Source organism: Mycolicibacterium neworleansense, assembly GCF_001245615.1.
Lineage (GTDB): Bacteria > Actinomycetota > Actinomycetes > Mycobacteriales > Mycobacteriaceae > Mycobacterium > Mycobacterium neworleansense.
This window is the reverse complement of the sequence record NZ_CWKH01000003.1, coordinates 39,555-56,587: the sequence shown is the minus strand read 5'-3', so window position 1 is coordinate 56,587 and position 17,033 is coordinate 39,555. Positions and strand designations below refer to the sequence as shown.

The 17,033-nt window shown below is 67.9% G+C and carries 20 protein-coding genes; 12 read left to right on the top strand and 8 right to left on the bottom strand.

The genetic code is table 11. The features are described 5' to 3' along the window. Positions 1 to 67: 67 nt before the first annotated feature. Positions 68 to 559, top strand: coding sequence for a beta-class carbonic anhydrase (locus BN2156_RS24715; RefSeq protein ID WP_090517670.1), 492 nt, complete (start codon positions 68 to 70; stop codon positions 557 to 559). 3 nt (positions 560 to 562) lie between these two features. Here the strand turns inward: BN2156_RS24715 and BN2156_RS24710 are convergent, their stop codons facing one another. Continuing rightward, positions 563 to 976: a PaaI family thioesterase gene (locus tag BN2156_RS24710; protein ID WP_090517669.1), complete on the bottom strand. Its 414-nt coding sequence runs from the start codon at positions 974 to 976 to the stop codon at positions 563 to 565. A gap of 95 nt (positions 977 to 1,071) precedes the next feature. Here BN2156_RS24710 and BN2156_RS24705 point away from each other — a divergent pair, with 95 nt between their 5' ends. The 5 genes from BN2156_RS24705 (at position 1,072) to BN2156_RS24685 (ending at position 6,692) form a co-directional block, all read left to right on the top strand. Continuing rightward, positions 1,072 to 2,406, top strand: a complete 1,335-nt coding sequence (locus BN2156_RS24705) for an MFS transporter (protein ID WP_090517668.1) — start codon at positions 1,072 to 1,074, stop codon at positions 2,404 to 2,406. A gap of 90 nt (positions 2,407 to 2,496) precedes the next feature. After that, positions 2,497 to 3,438, top strand: coding sequence for a sulfate adenylyltransferase subunit CysD (cysD, locus tag BN2156_RS24700; RefSeq protein ID WP_090517667.1), 942 nt, complete (start codon positions 2,497 to 2,499; stop codon positions 3,436 to 3,438). Beyond that, entirely contained in the window at positions 3,383 to 5,317 is a 1,935-nt protein-coding gene (cysN, locus tag BN2156_RS24695) for a sulfate adenylyltransferase subunit CysN (protein ID WP_264035269.1), read from the top strand. The genes cysD and cysN overlap by 56 nt, the downstream gene beginning before the upstream one ends. Next, on the top strand, positions 5,314 to 6,057 hold the full coding sequence (locus tag BN2156_RS24690; protein WP_090517665.1) for a 3'(2'),5'-bisphosphate nucleotidase CysQ: 744 nt from the start codon (positions 5,314 to 5,316) through the stop codon (positions 6,055 to 6,057). Before cysN ends, BN2156_RS24690 begins: the two co-directional genes overlap by 4 nt. 38 nt (positions 6,058 to 6,095) lie before the next feature. Further along, positions 6,096 to 6,692: a cysteine hydrolase family protein gene (locus BN2156_RS24685; RefSeq protein WP_090517664.1), complete on the top strand. Its 597-nt coding sequence runs from the start codon at positions 6,096 to 6,098 to the stop codon at positions 6,690 to 6,692. A 9-nt stretch (positions 6,693 to 6,701) separates the two neighbouring features. Here the strand turns inward: BN2156_RS24685 and BN2156_RS24680 are convergent, their stop codons facing one another. Continuing rightward, positions 6,702 to 7,739, bottom strand: coding sequence for a hypothetical protein (locus tag BN2156_RS24680; protein WP_090517663.1), 1,038 nt, complete (start codon positions 7,737 to 7,739; stop codon positions 6,702 to 6,704). Positions 7,740 to 7,917: 178 nt separating this feature from the next. Here BN2156_RS24680 and BN2156_RS24675 point away from each other — a divergent pair, with 178 nt between their 5' ends. Next, positions 7,918 to 8,388 (top strand): Rrf2 family transcriptional regulator, encoded by a 471-nt coding sequence (locus BN2156_RS24675; RefSeq protein ID WP_090518520.1) that lies wholly within the window; start codon positions 7,918 to 7,920, stop codon positions 8,386 to 8,388. Here the strand turns inward: BN2156_RS24675 and BN2156_RS24670 are convergent. After that, positions 8,379 to 9,011, bottom strand: coding sequence for a TetR/AcrR family transcriptional regulator C-terminal domain-containing protein (locus tag BN2156_RS24670; protein ID WP_090517662.1), 633 nt, complete (start codon positions 9,009 to 9,011; stop codon positions 8,379 to 8,381). The two genes, BN2156_RS24675 and BN2156_RS24670, sit on opposite strands and share 10 nt — an antisense overlap. Before the next feature lie 74 nt (positions 9,012 to 9,085). Here BN2156_RS24670 and BN2156_RS24665 point away from each other — a divergent pair, with 74 nt between their 5' ends. After that, on the top strand, positions 9,086 to 9,988 hold the full coding sequence (locus tag BN2156_RS24665; RefSeq protein WP_090517661.1) for an alpha/beta hydrolase: 903 nt from the start codon (positions 9,086 to 9,088) through the stop codon (positions 9,986 to 9,988). Next, the gene (locus BN2156_RS24660) at positions 9,975 to 10,625 is read left to right on the top strand and encodes a maleylpyruvate isomerase family mycothiol-dependent enzyme (RefSeq protein WP_090517660.1); all 651 of its coding nucleotides are present in this window, start codon (positions 9,975 to 9,977) and stop codon (positions 10,623 to 10,625) included. The genes BN2156_RS24665 and BN2156_RS24660 overlap by 14 nt, the downstream gene beginning before the upstream one ends. On the opposite strand, the gene BN2156_RS24655 is transcribed toward BN2156_RS24660, so the two are convergent. Continuing rightward, positions 10,603 to 10,986 (bottom strand): VOC family protein, encoded by a 384-nt coding sequence (locus tag BN2156_RS24655; RefSeq protein ID WP_090517659.1) that lies wholly within the window; start codon positions 10,984 to 10,986, stop codon positions 10,603 to 10,605. The two genes, BN2156_RS24660 and BN2156_RS24655, sit on opposite strands and share 23 nt — an antisense overlap. Before the next feature lie 55 nt (positions 10,987 to 11,041). Here BN2156_RS24655 and BN2156_RS24650 point away from each other — a divergent pair, with 55 nt between their 5' ends. Both BN2156_RS24650 and BN2156_RS24645 read left to right on the top strand, forming a co-directional pair. Next, a complete protein-coding gene (locus BN2156_RS24650; protein WP_090518519.1) occupies positions 11,042 to 11,566 on the top strand; it encodes a GNAT family N-acetyltransferase in 525 nt (174 codons plus the stop codon). Beyond that, positions 11,566 to 12,600 carry a nitronate monooxygenase gene (locus tag BN2156_RS24645; protein WP_162490955.1) on the top strand — a complete coding sequence of 345 codons (1,035 nt, stop codon included), beginning with the start codon at positions 11,566 to 11,568 and terminating at the stop codon, positions 12,598 to 12,600. Before BN2156_RS24650 ends, BN2156_RS24645 begins: the two co-directional genes overlap by 1 nt. Here the strand turns inward: BN2156_RS24645 and BN2156_RS24640 are convergent. The 4 genes from BN2156_RS24640 to BN2156_RS24625 all read right to left on the bottom strand — a co-directional run bounded on the left by BN2156_RS24640 (position 12,597) and on the right by BN2156_RS24625 (position 15,965). After that, positions 12,597 to 13,493, bottom strand: a complete 897-nt coding sequence (locus BN2156_RS24640) for a DUF4097 family beta strand repeat-containing protein (protein WP_090517657.1) — start codon at positions 13,491 to 13,493, stop codon at positions 12,597 to 12,599. The genes BN2156_RS24645 and BN2156_RS24640 overlap by 4 nt on opposite strands. 32 nt (positions 13,494 to 13,525) lie before the next feature. Continuing rightward, positions 13,526 to 14,170 carry a response regulator transcription factor gene (locus BN2156_RS24635; RefSeq protein ID WP_090517656.1) on the bottom strand — a complete coding sequence of 215 codons (645 nt, stop codon included), beginning with the start codon at positions 14,168 to 14,170 and terminating at the stop codon, positions 13,526 to 13,528. Then, on the bottom strand, positions 14,158 to 15,468 hold the full coding sequence (locus BN2156_RS24630; RefSeq protein WP_162490954.1) for a sensor histidine kinase: 1,311 nt from the start codon (positions 15,466 to 15,468) through the stop codon (positions 14,158 to 14,160). Before BN2156_RS24630 ends, BN2156_RS24635 begins: the two co-directional genes overlap by 13 nt. 83 nt (positions 15,469 to 15,551) lie before the next feature. Then, complete coding sequence (locus BN2156_RS24625) at positions 15,552 to 15,965, bottom strand: VOC family protein (RefSeq protein WP_090517655.1); 414 nt, start codon at positions 15,963 to 15,965, stop codon at positions 15,552 to 15,554. 50 nt (positions 15,966 to 16,015) lie between these two features. Here BN2156_RS24625 and BN2156_RS24620 point away from each other — a divergent pair, with 50 nt between their 5' ends. Further along, entirely contained in the window at positions 16,016 to 16,897 is an 882-nt protein-coding gene (locus BN2156_RS24620; RefSeq protein WP_090517654.1) for an LLM class flavin-dependent oxidoreductase, read from the top strand. Positions 16,898 to 17,033: the final 136 nt, after the last annotated feature.

The window sequence follows — 17,033 nt, the reverse complement described above, 5'->3', positions numbered from 1 at the left end:
TCGCTTTATCGGATCAACCTGATTCTGCCTCTGGCCCGGCCACCCACCGCGGGGTTAGCGTCGGATCATGTCTGTCACCGATCAGTACCTGGCCAACAACGAGGTATATGCCACGACCTTCAATGGGCCGTTGCCGCTGCCGCCGAGCAAGCACGTAGCGGTCGTTGCGTGCATGGATGCCCGGCTGGACGTCTATCGCATCCTCGGCCTGGGTGACGGCGAGGCACACGTCATCCGCAACGCCGGCGGCGTCATCACCGACGACGAGATCCGGTCGCTGGCCATCAGCCAGCGGCTGCTGGGGACCAAGGAGATCATCCTTATTCACCACACCGATTGCGGCATGCTGACTTTCACCGATGACGGGTTCAAACAGCAGATCCAGGACGAGATCGGCATCAAGCCCAACTGGGCGGCGGAGGCGTTCGTCGACCTCGAGGAAGACGTCCGTCAGTCCTTACGGCGCATCGAATCGAGCCCATTCGTCACCAAGCATGAGTCGTTGCGCGGGTTCATCTTCGACGTGGCCACGGGCAAGCTCAACGAGGTGACGCTGTGAGGCTCACCCCACCTTGTACGTGGCAATGGCCTTGGCCACCGCCTCGCCGGCGGGCGTGACGATATCGACCTCGCAGCTCACCAGGGACCTGCCCTGACGCAGGACGCGCCCGAGGCCGATCAGGTCGGTGGCCCGCGCCGGTGCCAGATAGTTGATCGTCATCGAGACCGTCACTCCGCGAAGCGAACCCGGAACCTCGGCCTGTGCCCATGCCGCGGCCATCACCGTGACGTCGGCCAGTGCCGCGATCGCACCGCCGTGCACCATGTCGGCAATCGTGATGTTCGAGGGATCCCAGGGCATCCGCAGCCGAACCTCGGGTGCGTCAAGGGTATCGGCGACGATGCCGAGCTTGGTCACGAACGGCGACTGGGGCAGGAACTGCGCCATCACGGCCGGGCCGGTCTGGATGCTCATGGCCGCCAGTGTGTGCCGGCGGCGGTCAGCGTCTCAATTACCTGCGAGGTAACCGCGTGACGTCCGGACCTGGGAATCCGCCCTTCCCGCGGGGTATGGCGTTGCTGGTGGCCGGCGCGTTGTTCATGGAGATCCTCGACGCGACGATCATCGCGCCGGCCATCCCGCTGATCGCCGCGTCGTTCGGCGTCGCCGCCGTCGACGTCAACGTGGCGATCTCGGCCTACCTCGTCACGGTGGCGGTGCTGATCCCGGCCAGCGGATGGCTGGCCGACCGGTTCGGCACGCGGCGGGTGTTCGTCGGGGCCATCGCGGTGTTCACGCTGGCCTCGGTCGGCTGCGCGCTGAGCGTGTCACTGCCGATGCTGGTGTCGATGCGCATCCTGCAGGGGGTCGGCGGCGCCATGATGGTGCCGGTCGGCCGGCTCGCGGTATTGCGCCAGAGCGGCAAGTCGGACCTGGTGCGAGCCATCGCCTTGTTGACCTGGCCGGCGCTGACGGCACCGGTGCTGGCCCCCGTGCTGGGCGGTGCCATCGCGACGCTTGGCAGCTGGCGATGGATCTTCGCGGTCAACCTTCCGATCGGCGTCGTCGGACTCGTGCTGGCGCTCAAACTCGTCCGGGGCGGGCCGCAGCCCACGCTTCGATCGCTGGATTGGCCGGGCCTGCTGGCGCTCGGCTCCGGCATCGCCGCGGGGTTGATCGCCCTGGAGAACATCCGGGTTTCGGGGACCGACTGGGGATTGGTCACTGGGTGCGGTGCCGGAGCGGTCGTGCTGCTCGCCGGTGCGATGTGGCGGCTGCTCACCGCGGCGGCCCCGCTCGTGCAGTTGCGGGTGCTGAAGGTGCACACGCTGCGGATCACCGTGGTGGCAGGCTCGCTGTACCGCCTGGTGATCACCGCGGTGCCGTTCCTGCTGCCGCTGCAGTTCCAGCTGGAGTTCGGCTGGACGCCGCTGGCCGCGGGCGTCATGGTGGCGGCGCTGTTCGCCGGGAACCTGACGATCAAACCGGTCACCACACCGCTGATGCGCCGATTCGGCATCCGGACTGTGCTGCTGACCAACGGGCTGGCCTCGGTCGCCTGTTTCGGCCTGCTGGCGGCGTTGCGGCCGGGACTGCCGGTGGTGGTGATGGCTGTCGTGCTCTACCTGAGTGGCGCGCTGCGCTCGATCGGCTTCACCGCGTACAACAGCCTGGCGTTTTCCGACGTCGAGGGGGAGGAGCTGACGCATGCCAACACGCTCAATGCCTCGGTGCAGGAGCTGGCGGCGGGCCTGGGCATCGCCGTGGCCGCGCTGTTGCTCAGCCAGTTGACCTCGTATTCGTTGACCTACCTGGTGCTGGGCGGGTTGCTGGCGCTGACCCTGGTCGCGACCGTGCGGCTGCCCCATCTGGCCGGTGCCCACGTCACCGGGCACCGAGCCTGAGCGCAACCATTGACACCGCGGCGACCAGCCGGATACATTCCTGGCCATGCTTGCAATTCTGGCCATTCCTACCAACTTAATGGGGAAGTGATGACCACCGCGCAGAAATCCGAAGCGGGTCGAGCCGGCCGCTCAGGTAATTATGAGCTGAGCCACCTGCGGTCCCTGGAGGCAGAGGCCATCCACATCATCCGGGAGGTGGCCGCCGAGTTCGAGAAGCCCGTGCTGCTGTTCTCCGGCGGCAAGGACTCGATCGTCATGCTGCACCTGGCGGTCAAGGCGTTCGCGCCGGGACGGCTGCCTTTCCCGGTCATGCATGTCGACACCGGGCACAACTTCGACGAGGTGTACGAGGCTCGCGATGAACTGGTGGAGCACTACGGTGCACGTCTGGTCGTCGCCAAGGTCCAGGACGACATCGATGCCGGGCGCGTGGTGGAGACCATCCCGTCGCGCAACCCGATCCAGACCGTGACGCTGCTGCGCGGCATCCGGGAGAACAAGTTCGACGCCGCCTTCGGCGGTGCCCGGCGCGACGAGGAGAAGGCCCGCGCCAAGGAGCGCGTGTTCTCCTTCCGCGACGAGTTCGGCCAGTGGGACCCCAAGGCCCAGCGGCCCGAGCTGTGGAACCTGTACAACGGTCGCCACCACAAGGGTGAGCACATCCGCGCGTTCCCGATCTCCAACTGGACCGAGTTCGACATCTGGTCCTACATCGGCGCCGAGAAGATCAAGCTGCCCTCCATCTATTACGCCCACCAGCGCAAGGTGTTCGAGCGCGACGGCATGCTGCTCGCGGTGCACAAGTACATGCAGCCGCGCAAGGACGAACCGGTGATCGAGAAGACCGTGCGTTTCCGCACCGTCGGCGACGTCACCTGCACCGGCTGCGTCGAATCAACGGCTGCAACGGTTTCCGAGGTCATCGCCGAGACCGCGGTGTCCCGGCTCACCGAGCGGGGCGCCACCCGCGCCGATGATCGGATCTCCGAGGCCGGAATGGAAGATCGCAAGCGAGAGGGTTATTTCTGATGAGCGCTTGCGCGAAGAAGAGAGAGCACAGCTGATGAGCACGTTGTTACGCATCGCCACCGCGGGATCCGTCGACGACGGTAAATCCACGCTGATCGGCCGGCTGCTGTACGACTCGAAGGCTGTGATGGAGGACCAGCTGGCCGCGGTCGAGCGGACCTCCAAGGAACGTGGCAACGACTACACCGATCTGGCGCTGGTGACCGACGGCCTGCGGGCCGAGCGGGAACAGGGCATCACCATCGATGTCGCTTACCGCTACTTCGCCACGGCCAAGCGGAAATTCATCATCGCCGACACCCCGGGGCACATCCAGTACACCCGCAACATGGTGACCGGGGCCTCCACCGCACAGCTGGTCATCGTGCTGGTCGATGCGCGGCACGGCCTGCTCGAGCAGTCCCGCAGGCACGCGTTCCTGGCTTCGCTGCTGGGCATCCAGCACATTGTGCTGGCTGTGAACAAGATGGACCTGATCGACTGGGATCAGGAGCGTTTCGAGGCGATCCGCGACGAGTTCCACGCGTTCGCCGCCCGGTTGGACGTGCACGACGTGACCACGATCCCGATGTCGGCGCTCAACGGCGACAACGTGGTGACCAAATCCGACGTCACGCCCTGGTACGAGGGGCCGTCGCTGCTGAGCCACCTCGAAGACGTCTACATCGCCGGTGACCGCAACCTGGTCGACGTGCGTTTCCCGGTGCAGTACGTGATCCGTCCGCAGACCCACGAACACGCCGACCACCGCAGCTACGCCGGGACCGTCGCCAGCGGCGTGCTGCGTCCCGGTGACGACGTGATCGTGCTGCCGGCCGGAAAGCCCACGCGCATCACCCAGATCGACGGACCCAGCGGTGTCGTCGAGGAGGCGTTCCCTCCGATGGCGGTGTCGATCAGCCTGTCCGACGACATCGACATCTCGCGCGGTGACATGATCGCCCGGCCCAACAACCAGCCCCGCGTCACCCAGGACTTCGACGCCACGGTGTGCTGGATGGCCGACGACGCGTCCCTGGAGCCCGGACGCGAATACCTGGTCAAGCACACCACCCGGACCACCCGGGCCAAGATCACCGGCCTGGACTACCGCCTCGACGTCAACACCCTGCACCGGGACAAGTCCGCGAGCGCGCTCAAACTCAATGAGCTGGGCCGTATCTCGCTGCGTACCCAAGCGCCGTTGCTGCTCGACGAGTACAGCCGCAACGCGGCCACCGGATCGTTCATCCTGATCGACCCCAACACCAACGGCACCGTCGGCGCCGGCATGGTGCTGCGCGACACCCGCAACGAGGCCGCGAGCCCCAATGCGGTGCGGCACGAGTCGCTGGTCACCCCGGGGGACCGGCTCAGCCGCGGGCGCACGATCTGGTTCACCGGCTTGTCGGGGTCGGGCAAGTCCTCGGTGGCGATGCTGGTCGAGCAGAAGCTGCTCGAAAAGGGCGTGCCGGCATACGTTCTGGACGGCGACAACCTGCGCCACGGCCTCAACGCCGACCTCGGCTTCTCGATGGCCGACCGGGCTGAGAACCTGCGTCGGCTGGCCCACGTCGCCGCACTGCTGGCCGACTCCGGCCAGATCGTCCTGGTGCCCGCGATCAGCCCGCTGGAGGAGCACCGTGAGCTGGCGCGCAAGGTGGCCAACGAGGGTGGCGTCGACTTCTACGAGGTGTTCTGCGACACCCCGCTGGAAGACTGCGAACGCCGGGATCCCAAGGGGCTCTACGCCAAGGCGCGTGCCGGTGAGATCACCCACTTCACCGGCATCGACAGTCCATACCAGCGGCCGAAGAACCCCGATCTGCGCCTCACGCCGGATCACAGCACCGCTGAACTGGCCGACATGGTGATCGAGCTGCTGGAATTACCGTCGTGAACGATCACGAACTGGCCGCCCGGCTGGCCACCAGGGCCGGGGAACTGCTGCTCGATGTCCGCGCCGACTTCGCCGACGCATCACCCGCCGATCGAAAGGCAGCCGGGGACAAGCAGTCCCACGACTTCCTGATGGCCGAGTTGGCCAGGCTGGTTCCCGGTGACTCGGTGCTGTCCGAGGAGGCCACGGCCGACGAGCGGTCGGACCCGGCACGGCTGAGTGCCGAACGGGTCTGGATCGTCGACCCGCTCGACGGCACCCGCGAGTTCTCCGAACTCGGCCGCGACGACTGGGCCGTGCACGTCGCGCTGTGGAGTGCGGGTGAACTCTTCGCGGGAGCGGTCGCGTTGCCCGCCCAGAACACCACGCTGTCCACCCCCGAGGTAGCCGCACCGCGTGCCTTCGACGGCCCGCCCCGGGTCGTGGTGTCGCGTACCCGCCCGCCCGCGGTCGCGCTGGCCGTGCAGGAGGCACTCGAGGGAACGCTGGTGGAAATGGGTTCGGCCGGGGCCAAAGTCGCCGCGGTGATCCGGGGGATTGCCGACGTGTACGTGCACGCCGGCGGTCAGTACGAGTGGGATTCGGCCGCGCCCGTCGCGGTGGCCCGCGCGGCCGGCCTGCACACCTCGCGCATCGACGGCTCCCGGTTGGTCTACAACTCTGCCGATCCCACGCTGCCCGACCTGATCGTGTGCCGGCCCGAGCTGGCCGAGCGGGTTTTGGCCGTCACTGCGGGTTAGCGCCGTTTTCGCGGCGCCGGCCACCTAGGCTTGCCAAGATGACCCGCCCTACCTTGCGCGAACTGGCCAGCCTGCCGGCCGCACCGGCCCGCCTCGCAGATTCCACCCTGGTGCTGATCGACTGCCAGAACACCTACACCCAGGGAATCATGGAGCTCGAAGGGGTCCAGGCCGCGTTGGAGCAGACCGCGCAACTGCTCGACCGGGCCCGCACCGCGGGCATCCCGATCATCCACATCCAGCATTCCGACGGTCCGGGTTCGCTCTACGACATCGAGGGGGAAAGCGGTGCGATCGTCGCATCGGTGGCTCCGCGTGCGGGAGAACCGGTGGTGGTCAAGCAGTTCCCCAACTCATTCGTGCAGACCGACCTCGACGACCGCCTGAAGGGACTCGACGCGTCGAACCTGGTGCTGGCCGGCTTCATGACGCACATGTGCGTGAACTCCACCGCGCGCGGTGCTTTCAACCTCGGCTATGCCCCGACCGTGGTGGCCGCTGCCACCGCCACCCGCACGCTGGCCGGCCCGGACAGTGCGCCGGTGCCCGCTGCGGTCATGCAGTCGGCGAGCCTGGCCGCCATGGCCGATCTGTTCGCCGTCGTCGTCCCGGACGCCGCAGCCGTCCCGGACTGAACCCGGTCGTCACGGGCGCCTGCAGGTCTCGTACGCGTTCATCAGCGCCTGCTCGGCGGCCGGTGGCTGGTAGACGAGGTAATCACGGGTCGTGCACCCGCCGACGGTGATGGCGATGGGGCCCACCGCCCGCCCGTCACCGGTGATGTGCCCTTGTATCTGGTCGCTGGCGGTGTACAGCGTCGGGGCGGCAAGTGTGGCGACCAGCGGCAGGTGACGCTGCGCGAGCGCGACCGCGTCGGCCGGATCGTGGGACCGGGTTTGTTCGGCGAGCCAGACGGGTGTCTGCACCCGGCCGTTGACGGTCAGCTTGTTGGTGTGCGGGATGGTCTGGTCGGCGTTCATCTGATTCCAGATGTCGAGTTCGGCGGCGGTGGGGAAGCGGCGGGTGCTCTTGATCTCGGCTGGATGGTCGTCGCCTGCGCTGATCGTCCACGTCAGATGGGCCAGGCCGGCGAACTTCTCCGTGAGCGCGGTGACGGTCGCGGCCACGTCCCGGTAATCGGTGTTGTCGGCCAGCCGAATGGAACCGACATCGGAATGCCCCCATTCCTGCATCGGGCTCTCGCCGTGAGGGTGGGTCACCGTGGCGCGTAGACGCACTGCGGCCGTGGGGAATTCGCGGCGCATTGCCACCCAGTTCCGGGCCTGGGCAACGATCTGCTGACCGTTCCCGATCGGGAGCCTGCCGCCGTCGACGGCGAAGGCGTTCCAGCCGTGGTGCGCGATCAGCTCGGTGTGGTAGCCGGTGTAGTTGACCATCGTGAGGTCTTGCAGATAGCGGGATACCACTGCGGCGAGTTGGTTTTCGGTGATGCCCGCCTCGGTCTGGACGTCGACGACGAAGCGCACCACGCCCTGTGCGGGGCGATTGGTCACGGTGTGGCCGACCGTCAGCACACCGGGCATCTCGCCGAGCAGCCCCGCAAGGCGAGCGACATCGGCGTTGCGATCAGGCGGGGTGGCGTGGCATGCGCTCAGGACCGCGATGACGAACGCCAGGCAGAGGCTGATCGTCAGGCGGCGCCACGGGGTCCGGTGCCTCACGCGGCCGACGAGCGGTTCACAGGTACACCTGCCCGCTCAATCCGCTTGTCGGCCTTGTGTCTTTGATGACCTTCACGATCGCCGTCCTCCAGGAACCATCCGCGCCGCTGCAAAGCATTCCATACCGCAACGGACCGTATCGGTCCGGATGGTGGCCGGCCTGGCACAATCTGAGGGCATGCGGATGTCGGCGAAGGCGGAGTATGCCGTCCGAGCCATGGTCCAGCTCGCGACGGTCGGAGATGGCGAGCTGGTCAAGACCGATGACCTGGCCAAGGCGCAGGGCATCCCGGCGCAGTTCCTCGTCGACATCCTCACCGCCCTGCGGACCGACCGGCTGGTGCGCAGTCATCGCGGCCGCGACGGCGGCTACGAGCTGGCCCGCCCGGCCGGTGAGATCAGCATCGCCGACGTGCTGCGCTGCATCGACGGGCCCCTGGCCAGTGTGCGTGACATCGGTCTGGGCGATCTGCCGTACTCCGGCCCGACGGCGGCGCTGACCGACGTCTGGCGTGCGCTGCGGGCCAGCATGCGCTCGGTTCTGGAGGAGACCAGCCTGGCCGATGTGGCGGCCGGCTCGCTGCCCGGTCACGTCGACACGCTGGCCAACGCCTACCGCGATCAGGAACACGAGCGCGGTCACCGCTGACGTCGACGGCCCCGCATCGCGATGCCGTCGATCAGCATCCGCAGACCCCCGTCGAAATCGTCGTCGACCGACGTCGCTGCCGCCACCCGGGACAGCGCTTCGATGTGCGGGTATTCGCCGCCGGCCACCGAGCCGATCCGGGTCGCGGCCTCCGGCGCGCCGCCCGTCAATGGGCCGGCGAGTACGGCCTGAGCGCAGCCGGTGACCAATCCCATCACGGCGTGGAACCCCGACAGGCGATCGGTGTCGGACAGCCCGGCGCGGCCCAGGGCCGCCACCAGTGCGTCGGCGATGGCGAAGCCGGTCGCCGAGGACATCCGCCGGATCAGGACGAGGGGGATGGCGGCCGGATGCGCGCGCACGCCGAGCCACATCGCGGTCGCGATCGCGTGCACGTCGTGCTGCCAGTCGTCGCTGACCTGCGGCACGACGATCTGGGCTACCACGGCGGCGACGACAAGCTCCTCCAGCGCCTCCTTGTCGGCGACGTAGTTGTACATCGTCATGGGCCCGGTGCCCAGTGCGGTGGCCAGCGCCCGCATGCTCAACGCCGAGGGGCCGGATTCATCGACGATTCGTAGTGCGGCTGAGGCGATTTCGTCGACCGTGAAACGTGCGCGCATCAAAACTCCTTGACAAGTACACCGTACGTATCAGAGTCTATCCCATACGTACGCCGTACTTATGAGGAGCTTTCATGACGCGCACCGTCCCCACTACCCGCTCGGATTTCACCTCAGGCGCGCAGCGGTGCGCTGCCTGGCTGACCCTGCCCACCGGGCCTGGGCCGCACCCGGCCGTGGTGCTGGCCCACGGTCTGGGGGCCACCCACGAGATGATGCTCCCGCAGTACGAACAGCACTTCGCCGCGGCGGGCATCGCCACCCTGGCGTTTGACTACCTTCACACCGGCGCCTCAGAAGGCGCGCCGCGGCAACGTTTTTCGATACGGCGCCAATGCCGGGACGTGCACGCCGCGCTGAACCACGTACGTGCACATCCCGCTGTCGACGCGGGCCGGATCGGCCTGTGGGGCACCAGCCTCGGTGGCATGAACGCGGTGCGGGTGGCCGCCGAGCGCAACGACATCGCCGCAGCCGTCGTCCAATGCCCGATCGTGCACGGGCCCGCGGCGGCCCGCAGTCTGGGCCTGCCCGGCACACTGCGGATGGCCCCGGCGATCGGCGCTGACGCGCTGCGCGCACTGGCGCGGCGCGGTCGTCATTACGTTCCGATCGTCGGGCCGCCCGGCGGCAAGGCCATGGTCACCGCGCCCGACGCCGAGTCCGGCTGGAATTCCACGGTGCCGCCCGGCGGAAGTTTCGACAACCGGATCGCCGCGGCGGACATGACGGGGGTGGTGATTGCCTCCGCGTTGCGTCATGCGCGCCGGATATCGGCGCCGCTGCTGGTGTGCGTATGTGACCGGGAAAACCTCATGGACCCGCGCTACGCGGCGCTGGTGGCCGCACGTGCCCCACTGGGCGTTGCCCGGCACTACGATTCCGACCACTTCGCGATCTACCATCCACCGCTGGTGAGTCGGGTGCTCGCTGATCAGACCGCATTCCTCAGGGAGCACCTCGGTGTCCGCGCGTGAACTGCTGCGGGCCAACGACGCCCGGTTCATTTCGGTCGCCGAGACGTTGACGGCCGAGCAGTGGTCGGCCCCCAGCTTGTGCTCGGAGTGGACCAACCACGAGGTACTCGCCCACCTCGTGATCGGCTACAGCTGCGGCATCGGCACCTTCGTCTCGCACATGTATCGCTGCGGCGGATTCGACCCCGCCAATGCCGCCCTGGCCCGGGAACACGCCGCCACCCGCGGCCCGGGGGAGCTGCTGGCGGAATTGCGCAACCACATGGACCGCCCGATCGGCCTCGGCCGGTACTTTCCGGCCCGCCTGCTGATCGGTGACCATGTCACCCACGAGCTCGACATCCTCTACGCCCTGGACCTGGAACCACGAATACCCATCGAGGTTCTCGTCGCGGTGCTCAACACACAAGTGAGCTTTCCCAACCCGTTCGTGCCGGCCTACCGCAACAGCCGCGGGCTACGGCTGGTGGCCGCCGACGCCGACTGGTGCCACGGTGACGGCGATCAGCTCGTCGAGGGCCGCGCGGCCGAACTGGTCTCGGCACTGGGCAACCGGGCAGCCATGCTTCCACGGCTGCGCGGGCCGGGCGCACCGACGCTCGCGGAGCGGGTACTCAGCCCCCGTACGGGCGGGTGATGATCTCCAGGTAATGCCCTGACGGGTCCTGGAAATACACCCCGCGGCCACCGTCGTTGTGGTTGATCTCGCCCGGGTGCTGACCATGTGGATCCGCCCAGTGCTGCATGCCGCGGTCGCGGATCTTGCCGTAGATGGCGTCAAACTCGTCCTCGGACACCAGGAATGCGTAGTGCTGGGGCCGGACTTCCTCGCCGGCGCCGACCTGGGCGTAGTCGAGGTTGACCCCATGATTGAGCGTCACGGCGAGAAACGGCCCGAATTCCTGCGGGCCGGGCAGGCCGAACAACTCGGTGAAGAACTCGGCCGAGGTCCGCCGATCCTTGGCGGCGACAATGGTGTGGTTGAAGGTGATTGCCATATCCATCCAGTAAACCGCTGGACGGGCCACCCCGGCAACGGTGCAGGATGGGGCCATGCCCAACACCCAGATTCTGGCCGGGCCACAGGTGCGGCTGCGGCCACCGGTCGTCGAGGACGCCGAAGCCCTGTACGCCCGCATCGCCTCCGACGCCGAGGTGACGAGGTATCTGTCCTGGCGCCCGCATTCGGGGGTGGCCGAGACGCGCCGCGTCATCACCTCGTTGTTCAACGTCGGTGATGAGCAGACCTGGCTGGTCGAAGTCGACGGCGAGGTGGCCGGCCTGTGCGCGCGGCGACGGCCGCAGCCGTTCGCGGTGGAACTCGGTTACTGCCTGGCCCCGCAATGGTGGGGACGGGGCCTGATGTCGGAAGCGGTTTCGTTGATGCTGACCGATCTGAAGCCTGACCCCACCGTCTACCGGGTCACGGCGTACTGCCACGTCGACAATGCCGGCTCGGCCGGAGTCCTGCGGCGGTGTGGTCTGTCACTGGAGGGAAGGCTCGCGCGCTACGCGCTGTTTCCCAATATCAGTGAAGAACCGCAGGACGTCCTGCTGTTCGGGAAGGCGGTGCGGTGATGGGCACTTTCGACATTCGTGGGCTGCGACGTCCGGTGATCGTGGCACCGATGGCCGGCGGGCCCTCGACCCCGGAACTTGCCGCGGCGGGCAGCGCCGCCGGGGGCCTTGGGTTCCTCGCGGCCGGCTATCTCACTGCCGATGCACTCGCCGAAAGGGTCACTGCCGCACGAGGTTTGACCACAGAACCGCTCGGTGTGAATCTCTTTGCGCCCCAACCGAGCGCTGGCACGCCCGAGCAGATCCAGGCCTATGCCGCTGAACTGGCCGGTGAGGCGCAGCGCTATGGCGTGGCCCTCGGTGACCCGCGCTACGACGACGACGCGTGGGCCGCGAAGCTGGATGCGGTGTTCGACCTGCGCCCTGAGGTGGTGTCGTTCACCTTCGGGTTGCCGAGCGGACCGGAGATCGACCGGTTGCGCGGTGCCGGCATCAGCACGGTGGGGACCGTTACGACGCTCGACGAAGCACGACTGGCGGTGAGCCATGGCGTCGATGTGCTCGCCGTGCAGGGACCCGCCGCCGGTGGGCACCGGGGCACGTTCGACCCGGCCGCAGCGCCCGCGTCGCAACCGCTGGAGACGCTGCTGGCCGAGGTGGTGGCGACGGTGGATGTCCCGGTCGTGGCGGCCGGCGGGCTGGTCAGCTCCGACGACGTGGCGGGCGTGCTGGCCGCCGGTGCGGTGGCCGCCCAACTGGGCACCGCCTTCCTGCTGGCCGACGAAGCCGGCAGCAGCCCGGTGCACCGAGCCGCGCTGCAAAGCCCCGAGTTCACCGAAACCGTTGTCACCCGGGCATTCTCCGGTCGCTATGCCCGCGGCCTGCGCAACCGCTTCATCGCCGAGCACGATGCACAGGCCCCGCTGGGCTACCCCGAGATCCATTACCTGACCAGCCCGGTGCGCAAGGCCTCGGCGGCTGCGGGCGATCCGCAGGCCACCAACGTGTGGGCCGGAACCGGCTGGCGCCAGGTCCGGCCCGGTTCGGTGGCCGAGATCATGGATCGCGTGACCCCGGCCCCCGCCAACCGTTAAGGCCGCCCGAGACCCACACCTTCGACCACACTGTCCACCACGACGTCGCCGTCGTCAGAGCGGACGGTGACCTCCGCGGCCGCCGTGTCGGGCACGGTCGTTTCGGGCACCCGCACCTCGGTCGAGGAACCGGACTGGGCATGCACCAGATACGGTCCGCGCCCGGGCAGTCCGATGACCACATCACCGTTGCGGCTCACCGCATCGACACGCCGTGGTGCGGCGTCGCGGAAGTCGACGGTGATGTCACCGTCGGACGTGGTGGCGCTGAATTCCTCGGTGACCGCGATCGGGTCGCGCGAGACGATCTCACCCTCGACGGCGTGGGCCTCGATACGGCGGGCGGCACCGCGCAGGATGATCGCCCCTTCGGAGACGCGGGAGATCAACTGATCCACGTCGGCCTGGGCGATCACCGTGCCGAGCTCCTGGTCGGTGCGCACGGTCAGGCGCCGGGCCTGCTCGGGCGGCACGGCGATCGTGATCTCCCCGCCGCGGGCCCATTCGAGCATGCGCGAGGGTTTGCCGGCGATCGCGATCCGGGTCTCCTCGCCCGCATTGGTGATCTGCAGCTGGTGCGCGCCGCTGCGGGAGGTGTTCACCAGACGCAGATCCGCCACGGCTTCCCGGGTTTCGCGGTCCGCGGTGATGCGGATCGCGACGGGGATGCGTGCGGTGTCGATCACCAGCGTCCGCATCGTCGGCGGCAATGCCTGGTGATCGGTGACGACACGGACGTTGCTGACTGCCCAGGCCGCCACGCCGAGCGCGGCCACGGTGCCGACCACGAGCAGAGTCGCCGCGGCGATCAGCACGAGACGGAACGTGGTGCGCCCGCCGGGGTTCAACTGGGGCGGCGGGTTGACCGGTGGCGGAGCGGCGATGGTGGTCACGATGAAAGTCCTTCCCGGTAGGGATGTTCGGTCTAGGTCTCGAGGTAGCGCAGCACCGCCAGCACGCGGCGGTTCTCGCTCTCGTCGGGCGCGAGGTCGAATTTCGTGAAGATCGAGGCGATGTGTTTCTCGGCCGAGCCGACCGAGATGTGAAGCGCGGCGGCGATCGCCGAGTTCGTCTTGCCCTCGGCCATCAGCTGCAGGACATCGCGCTCGCGCGGCGTCAGCTGGTCGAGGGCGCTGCGGCGGGCCGAACGCAGCAACATCTGTGACACCACCTCGGGATCGAGTACCGTGCCTCCGCCGCCGACCACGGCGACGGCGTCGAGGAATGCAGGCACATCGGCCACGCGGTCCTTGAGCAGATAACCGAATCCCCTTGTGTCCGAGGCGATCAGATCGGCCGCGTAGCGCTCCTCGACGTAGTGGGAGAGCACCAGTACCGGCGACTCGGGGTTCTGGCTGCGCAACAGCGCCGCCGCCCGGATGCCCTCATCGGTGAATGTCGGTGGCATCCGGACGTCGAGGATGGCCAGGTCGGGGCGATGCTCGTTGACCAGGCGCAGCAGGTTGGTGGCATCGGGCACCCCGGCGACGATCTCGTGCCCGGCGTCGGCCAGGATCCGCTCGATGCCCGCCCGCAGCAGCGCCGAGTCCTCGGCGATCACGATCCGCATGGCAGCACCGCCGTGACGATCGTCGGGCCGGTGGCCGGGCTGGACACCCCGAAGGTCCCGCCTGCGGCGCGCACCCGTTCGTCCAGTCCGCGTAGACCGGTGGCGTTCTCGCCGGCGTCGACGACTGCGCCGCCCCGGCCGTCGTCGAACACCGACACGTGCAGCACGTTGGCCGCCGCATCCAACCGGACGGTGACGACCGCCTGAGAGGCGTTGGCGTGCTTGGCGATGTTGGTCAAGGCCTCGGCGACCACGAAGTAGGCAACCGATTCCACTTCGTCGGGCAGCCGGCGAGGCAACTCGATGTGCAATGTGGTCGGTACTCCGGAGTTCTCCGAACGTTGCACCACCGAGGACAATGCCGCGTCGAGACCGCGATCGGACAGGATCGTCGGGGCGATCCCGCGCACCACGTTGCGCAGTTCCACCAGTGCGCTCTTGGCGTCGTCGTGCGCCTCGGCGATCAATGCCTTGGCAGCGGGTGGATCCGAATCCAGCTTGGTCTGGGCCAGCCCGATCGTCATGGCCAGCGACACCAGCCGGGGCTGCACGCTGTCATGTAGATCCCGTTCGATGCGGTGGCGTTCGGTCTGCGCCGAGGACACGGCGCCCCGCCTGGCATCGGACAGCGCACTCACCTGGTACTCCAGAGCAGCGGTGGACGACGGGGACAGAAGCCATCGGTCGATCGCGGCATCCATGGCCGGGGCGAGGATCAGGATGGCGATTGCGGCGACGACGGCGACGACGGCCAGCAGCCAGGCGAGCGGCGGGGAGAGGAAGATCAGACCGGCGTCGGCGTCGCTCTGGCGGATGGCGGCCGCCGCCGCCGGGCCCACGAACGCGAACGCCAGTAACGCGAACGCGAGGCCGGTAGCCAGCATGTCGTACGTCATCCGCAGATAGTGGTGGCAGAAGCCCTTCCAGAACCGGGTACTGCTGATGTCCAGCCACAGCTGGTGCGCCCAGCCCTGGAATCCGGTGTGAGGCGACAGGTGCCGTGGCGGGATACCGATGCCGAGGCCGAATACCGCCTCACTGCGGGCGCGCTCCACCCACTCGACACCGCGCATCAGGTAGATGAACACCACCCCGGCGAGCAGGAAGCCGATCACCGACGGAATCGAGGAGAACCCGATGACCATGATGGACAACGGAATCCAGAACCACACCAATGCCACCGCGGCGCCGGTGATCATCGATGCGGTCGGTACGAGGCCGATGTTGGTTGATCTCCCCACGGGCTCGCGAGCCGGCTCGACGGGTGCGGGCAGGACGGTTTCGCTCATTGCGACCATGCCTTCAACCTACGAAGTTGTGCGGTCCGGCGACACAGCGTTTTCCCGACAGCCGGCTGGGGGATAACCCCCGGGTGGTGCACCTACTTCGGCGCGGTGAGCTCCAACGCGATGTTGTCGGGGTCGCGGAACTCCAGGATGTAGGCGGGGCCGATGTCCTTGACCGGTTCGTGGGCGATGCCCAGGTCGTCGAGGTGTCGTGCGGCCTCGTCCAGCTCGGCGAGGTTCTTGAGCCGGAAGGCCAAGTGGTCCAGCCCGGTTCGGTTCTCGTCGAACGCATCACGGCCGACCGGGCGCAGGCCGATCAGTGTGCCACCGGCGTCGTAGATGACCCCGCCGAACAGGAAACCCAGCCGTGCGCGGGTGATGGCGTCGGCATCCTGCGGCAGCTCGATCAGAACCGGCCAGCCGAAAACGCTCTCGTAGAACTGCCGGGACTGTTCGACGTCGGTGACCGTGAGCCGCACGTGCGCGACAGAGGACGTGGTGATGGCCATGGGTTCATGCTGCCACCCGAACGTGACAGAATCCCTGCGTGCGCGTGGGGATGACGATGCCGGTCATGGAGCCTCAGTTGGATGCGACGACGCTGCGGTCCTGGGCGCACGTCATCGACGGGGGCCCGTTCTCCTCGCTGTGCTGGGGTGAGCGCATCGCCTTCGACAACCCCGACAGCCTGACCCTGCTGGGGGCACTGGCGGCGTGGACCGACCGGGTTCGGCTGGTGACCACGGTGGTGGTGCCGCAGCTGCATGACCCGGTGATGCTGGCCAAAGGTCTGGCCACCGGTGATCTGCTCAGTGGCGGCCGATTGACCGTGGGCATCGGTGTCGGCGGCCGCCACGAGGACTATCACGCGGTCGGCGCCGACCCGGCCTCCCAGACGAGGCGGGGCATGGCCGAGCGCGTTGCGGTGATGAAGCGGGTGTGGGCCGGGGAGAAAGTCACCGAATCGGTACTTCCGGTCGGGCCGCCGCCGGTGCAGGCCGGCGGGCCGCCCCTGCACATCGGCACCATCGGGCCCAAGACCATCCGTGATGCCGCGGCCTGGGCCGACGGCGTGGCCGGCACCACCTTGGACCTGGATCTGTCCCGCCAGGCCGAATTGTTCGACATCGCCCGGAATGCCTGGGCCCAGGCAGGTAAGCCCAAGCCGCATCTGGCCACCTCGTTCTGGTTCGCGCTCGGCAAGCCCGAGGAAGCCCGCGCCCAGGTGCACCGCCACCTGCGCAGGTACATGAACTGGATCCCGGCCGAGTACGTCGACGCGATGGCTCCCATGACCGGCTGGGCGGGCACCGAGGAGGAATTGATCGAGGTGCTCGGCAAGTTCGAGGACATCGGCACCGACGAGGTGCACCTGATCCCGACCAGCTCCGATATCGACCAACTGCGTCGGGTGGCAGAGGTGGCGAAAGTCTTCGCCTGAGCTGCCCGACCTCGCCCACCTCAGCAAAACGTGATCAAGATCATGTCATGGGGCTCCGCGTAGCCTGGATCTCGAAAATGCAGTGGATCGGTGCGCGCCTGAAGCCGTCGTAAAACTCCTGTTCAATCGGCGTCGT

Excerpts from the sequence above, each read along its gene's own strand:
- BN2156_RS24715 (WP_090517670.1), top strand. The coding sequence starts at position 68 with ATGTCTGTCACCGATCAGTACCTGGCCAACAACGAGGTATATGCCACG.
- BN2156_RS24710 (WP_090517669.1), bottom strand. The coding sequence starts at position 976 with ATGAGCATCCAGACCGGCCCGGCCGTGATGGCGCAGTTCCTGCCCCAG.
- BN2156_RS24705 (WP_090517668.1), top strand. The coding sequence starts at position 1,072 with ATGGCGTTGCTGGTGGCCGGCGCGTTGTTCATGGAGATCCTCGACGCG.
- cysD (WP_090517667.1), top strand. The coding sequence starts at position 2,497 with ATGACCACCGCGCAGAAATCCGAAGCGGGTCGAGCCGGCCGCTCAGGT.
- cysN (WP_264035269.1), top strand. The coding sequence starts at position 3,383 with ATGATCGGATCTCCGAGGCCGGAATGGAAGATCGCAAGCGAGAGGGTT.
- BN2156_RS24685 (WP_090517664.1), top strand. The coding sequence starts at position 6,096 with ATGACCCGCCCTACCTTGCGCGAACTGGCCAGCCTGCCGGCCGCACCG.
- BN2156_RS24675 (WP_090518520.1), top strand. The coding sequence starts at position 7,918 with ATGCGGATGTCGGCGAAGGCGGAGTATGCCGTCCGAGCCATGGTCCAG.
- BN2156_RS24670 (WP_090517662.1), bottom strand. The coding sequence starts at position 9,011 with ATGCGCGCACGTTTCACGGTCGACGAAATCGCCTCAGCCGCACTACGA.
- BN2156_RS24665 (WP_090517661.1), top strand. The coding sequence starts at position 9,086 with ATGACGCGCACCGTCCCCACTACCCGCTCGGATTTCACCTCAGGCGCG.
- BN2156_RS24655 (WP_090517659.1), bottom strand. The coding sequence starts at position 10,986 with ATGGCAATCACCTTCAACCACACCATTGTCGCCGCCAAGGATCGGCGG.
- BN2156_RS24650 (WP_090518519.1), top strand. The coding sequence starts at position 11,042 with ATGCCCAACACCCAGATTCTGGCCGGGCCACAGGTGCGGCTGCGGCCA.
- BN2156_RS24645 (WP_162490955.1), top strand. The coding sequence starts at position 11,566 with ATGGGCACTTTCGACATTCGTGGGCTGCGACGTCCGGTGATCGTGGCA.
- BN2156_RS24635 (WP_090517656.1), bottom strand. The coding sequence starts at position 14,170 with ATGCGGATCGTGATCGCCGAGGACTCGGCGCTGCTGCGGGCGGGCATC.
- BN2156_RS24630 (WP_162490954.1), bottom strand. The coding sequence starts at position 15,468 with ATGGTCGCAATGAGCGAAACCGTCCTGCCCGCACCCGTCGAGCCGGCT.
- BN2156_RS24625 (WP_090517655.1), bottom strand. The coding sequence starts at position 15,965 with ATGGCCATCACCACGTCCTCTGTCGCGCACGTGCGGCTCACGGTCACC.
- BN2156_RS24620 (WP_090517654.1), top strand. The coding sequence starts at position 16,016 with ATGACGATGCCGGTCATGGAGCCTCAGTTGGATGCGACGACGCTGCGG.